General features: G+C 68.7%; 6 protein-coding genes. 3 read left to right on the forward strand and 3 right to left on the reverse strand.

Going from position 1 to position 3722, the window contains the following annotated elements:
* Positions 1-129: 129 nt before the first annotated feature.
* The gene (locus tag ABZT06_RS50280) at positions 130-336 is read left to right on the forward strand and encodes a hypothetical protein (protein WP_355756600.1); all 207 of its coding nucleotides are present in this window, start codon (positions 130-132) and stop codon (positions 334-336) included.
* On the opposite strand, the gene ABZT06_RS50285 is transcribed toward ABZT06_RS50280, so the two are convergent.
* Positions 326-1258 (reverse strand): anti-sigma factor RsbA family regulatory protein, encoded by a 933-nt coding sequence (locus ABZT06_RS50285; RefSeq protein WP_355756603.1) that lies wholly within the window; start codon positions 1256-1258, stop codon positions 326-328. The genes ABZT06_RS50280 and ABZT06_RS50285 overlap by 11 nt on opposite strands.
* The gene (locus tag ABZT06_RS50290; protein WP_355756606.1) at positions 1255-1611 is read right to left on the reverse strand and encodes an STAS domain-containing protein; all 357 of its coding nucleotides are present in this window, start codon (positions 1609-1611) and stop codon (positions 1255-1257) included. Before ABZT06_RS50290 ends, ABZT06_RS50285 begins: the two co-directional genes overlap by 4 nt.
* Positions 1612-1974: 363 nt before the next feature.
* Between ABZT06_RS50290 and ABZT06_RS50295 the strand changes: the two genes are divergently transcribed.
* Entirely contained in the window at positions 1975-2241 is a 267-nt protein-coding gene (locus ABZT06_RS50295; RefSeq protein WP_355756608.1) for an ANTAR domain-containing protein, read from the forward strand.
* Positions 2242-2261: 20 nt separating this feature from the next.
* Here the strand turns inward: ABZT06_RS50295 and ABZT06_RS50300 are convergent, their stop codons facing one another.
* Positions 2262-2741: an ATP-binding protein gene (locus tag ABZT06_RS50300; protein ID WP_355756611.1), complete on the reverse strand. Its 480-nt coding sequence runs from the start codon at positions 2739-2741 to the stop codon at positions 2262-2264.
* Between the two features lie 148 nt (positions 2742-2889).
* On the opposite strand from ABZT06_RS50300, the gene ABZT06_RS50305 reads away from it, so the two are divergent.
* Positions 2890-3267 (forward strand): STAS domain-containing protein, encoded by a 378-nt coding sequence (locus tag ABZT06_RS50305; RefSeq protein ID WP_355756613.1) that lies wholly within the window; start codon positions 2890-2892, stop codon positions 3265-3267.
* Positions 3268-3722: the final 455 nt, after the last annotated feature.

Genomic DNA, 3722 nt, shown 5'->3' on the forward strand with positions numbered 1-3722 from the left:
CCCTGCCGTTATGCCCCGACCGCCGAGAGGTCACCCGAACAGGAACCGTGTTCGACTGGTCAAGCCTGCTGAGCGGTAAGCGGATGGCTTCTCAGCTGACCGACGCCGTCATGCCTGGAGGATTTCAGCGTGGGAGAGGGCCTGCTTGAGCGCATCCTCCAGCTCGTCCTGCGTCAGGGCGGCGAACAGGGGTTCCTCAGCCAGGACCTTCAGCAGCCGTTCCCGCAGCTCGGTGCCCTCGGAGGTCAGGACCGGGGCTGGCAGACATGCAAGGTCCGTGAGACGAGCGGGGCGGGCACCCGGGCAGGTGGCCGCCCGCGCGTTGTCACAAGCTGAGGTAGAAGCGCACGGTCGTGCCGTCGTCGCTGGTGTGCACGCGCACCAGGTCGGCCACGTAGTGGACCATCATCAGGCCCCGGCCGCCCAACTGGCCGTGCTCCCGCGGGCGGCGGCCGGCCAGCGGGTCGGTCAGTCGGCCCGCGTCGCGGACCTCACACACCAGTTGCCCCTGCTCGGCCCAGACCGCGAGTGTCCCGTGGCCTCCGCCGTGGACCACGCTGTTGGTCGTCAGTTCCGCGACCGCCAGCTCCACGTCCATGAGCCGTTCCCCGGCCATGCCCAGCCGCATCGCCTGAGCGAGAGCGAACTGACGGACTGCCGGAAGGTCCTCATCACCGAAGGCAAAGGCCACGGCGTCCGGTGCAGGTACGAGCTCCTGGTTGTACCGATCGACGACCGCCTGCCAGTCGTAGACGCTGCTGACCGACTCACGGCCCTCCCCGCTGATGAGGGTCGGGTGGGTGACCTTCGCATCGGCGATCACCTGCGGATCCAGCCGCACCTCGTCGTAGGGGCACAGGATCGTTACCGCCCGGCCCTCGAACGCGGCGTTGATCAGCGCCTCGTGCTGCGCGCACGCCGGATACTCCACCGCGCTGCGTCCGGCCCAGATCGGCTCGCCGATGATCCGCACCCGGCCCTGCGGGTGGGCGTCGGCGAATCCGCGCAGCACCTTGGGGATGATCCGCCCCGGGTTGCGGCCGGCCTCGGTCATGTCCAGGAACAGAATGCCCTCGGCATCTCCGCCCAGACCAGCTTTGATCAGCTCCAGGTTGGGGCCGGGCACCGCCACGGCCATCGGCTCGCCGTTGGTCAGACCCTCGCTCAGGAAGGCCACCGTCTGCTGCGTGTACTCCTGCTCGGTGCGGTAGAAGAGGGCAGGGTGAACGAACGCCTCGCGGGTGGTCACCGTGCTCATCGCGAAGCCACCTCGATCCGGTCCAGGCCCGGCCAGAACATCTCCAACACCCGCGGCAGCTGCGGCGGGGGATTTTCGACCACGACCCTCCCGTCGGGCAGGTTCATGGCGGTGATGGCCAGCGCGGTGACCCCGGCCACGTCGACGAACGCCACATCCGACAGCTCTACGTACGACACGCCCGCGTGCCGCCGGGCCAACTCGGACAGGGCCTGCTCCCACGACGGGCGAGTGAGGACGCTGATCTCACCGCGGGCCCGTATCCCGGCACGACCGGGCAACGGGCTCACCTCCAACGCGGCCCTCCCGGACTCCACCGGGGCGGGCCCGCCCACCGCATGTGGGACATCCACTCTCGGGCTCCTTCACATCAAGCCGCCCGCCGACCGTCCCGGCACGGGCAGAGGAAAAGCTCCTCCCGACGGGGCAGTGTATCCAGGCGGCAGGCGCACCCAGTTCTGTCAGCAGGTGGCGCCCCGTCCCGCTGAGGTGGGGAAGCAAGGTCCCGCGGCTGTCCTCCGGAAGGCTACAACCAGGGGGACTCACCGCGTAGTGACGCGTTGGAATCGGATGGATGCTGACAGGAAACCCGGGCAGGCGTGTGAGCGTGCCCCTGTCCGCTGTCTTTCCCGGTGATTGCCTTGGCCTCGTCCGTCCCTTCCCCTCCTCAGTCCACATCGGCGTGCGTCGATGAGCTGATAGAAGAGCGGGAACGGTTGCGGGCGGAGAACCGGCAGCTGAGGCAGGCCCTCGCCTCGCACGCCGTCATCGACCAGGCCATCGGCGTCCTTACCGTCCTGGGCCAGATACCCCCGCGCGACGGCTTCACGGTGCTGCGGGAGGTCTCCCAGCACACCAACATCAAACTCACCCAGGTCGCTGAACAGGTCCTCAACCACGGTCAGGGCGCGGCGCTGCCCGATGTCCTTCTCGGGGAACTGCACGCGGCACTGGCCCGCCAGGCCGCCTCACGGGCTGTCTGACTGGGGCGGTCCCGCGCCCTCTACAGGGGCCGCCGTCCGGTGATGGCGCCGCCGGGGTCGTCCAGGAGGGCGATGCGGGCGGTGATGCGCTTGCCCACTGGCTCGCGCTGCGCTTCGAAGCCCTGGGCGACGGCCATCACGATCTCCAGGCCGTGCTGGCCCACCCGTCCCACGTGGGCGGCCCTCGCTACCGGCAGTACCGGATCGCTGTCCCACACCACCACCTCGACCGCGTCGCCGGCGATCCGTAGATCCAGCAGGACTGGTCCCGGCGCGTACTTGAGGGCGTTGGTGACCAGTTCGCTGACCACCAGCTGGGTGAGGTCCATGGCACGCTGCGAGACCGGCAGGCCGAACTCGGCCTGCACACGGGTGAGGAAGCCGGCGGCGAGGTGGCGGGCGTGGGCGATGCATGTGCCGTCGCCGTCCAGGGCCACCGTGGTCTGTATGGCTTGCTCATCCGGTACCGCGTTGTCCTCACCCACCGGGGCTGGTTCCATCGCGGGCTGCTTCTCCTACCCCGTTCACGCCCCAGCGCGTACCCGTGCATGCGTAGTACATGCTTTACGCCCTCGATAGGAAGGCATTACGCGGGCTGTGCAGGGCAGCACTGCTGGGTGAAGGTCCTGGTGTGCCAGGATCACCGACATGGCTGAGGGAAAGATGGCGGACACTGGACAAGCTGAGCAGCCGGGTCAGCTGTCGGTCGTCTCCACCGCCACCGACGGCATCCGTGTGCTGACCCTGGCAGGGGAGATCGACCATGACACCGGTCAGGCGCTCCGCCAGGCCCTGGACGCCTCCGGCGCTCCCCGCCCCCACATCGTGGTCGATCTGAGCCGGGTCACCTTCATGGACTCCACCGGCATCAACATCTTCGTCGCCGCCCACCGCACCCTCACCGAGGCCAACGGCTGGATACGTCTGGCCGCACCCAGCGAAGCCGTGCTGCGCACCCTGCAGATCGTCGGCGTCGACGCAGTGATCGACTGCCGTGACACCCTCCGCCAAGCACTCAGCGACTGACCGATCCCCCGCACGGCCAGGCGCTGACCGATCGGCTCAGCGCTGATGGTGGTCGCGTATGGACAGGTAGAGGGGACTGAGCCGGCGCCAGTAGCCGTGCACGAGGTCTTCGGCCTCCCGCACCGCTTGCTGAGCGCATGACGCGTCCGTCCGCGCCGTCCAGCGGGATACCGCCGCAGTGCGCGGCCTGGTCCTTCGGCCCGTCAGGCACCAGCGCGCGAGCAGTATCGCGGCCACCACTGACAATGCGCTGGCGGCATAGACCTCATGACCGGCCACTGGCTCCTCCTGCCGGACACCCGTACGGACCGTGCCGCGTTCATGTGCCCTGGTATCGCATCGTCAACGTCACCGCTGGGCTAAGAAGCCATCCGCTTACCGCTCAGCAGGCTTGACCAGTCGAACACGGTTCCTGTTCGGGTGACCTCTCGGCGGTCGGGGCATAACGGCAGGGC

It is taken from the genome of Streptomyces sp. NPDC005483, assembly GCF_040606035.1.
Classification (GTDB): Bacteria; Actinomycetota; Actinomycetes; order Streptomycetales; family Streptomycetaceae; genus Streptomyces.

Bases quoted from the DNA above. Each gene is read 5' to 3' on its own strand.
- ABZT06_RS50285 (WP_355756603.1), bottom strand. From the start codon at position 1,258: ATGAGCACGGTGACCACCCGCGAGGCGTTCGTTCACCCTGCCCTCTTC.
- ABZT06_RS50305 (WP_355756613.1), top strand. From the start codon at position 2,890: ATGGCTGAGGGAAAGATGGCGGACACTGGACAAGCTGAGCAGCCGGGT.
- ABZT06_RS50300 (WP_355756611.1), bottom strand. From the start codon at position 2,741: ATGGAACCAGCCCCGGTGGGTGAGGACAACGCGGTACCGGATGAGCAA.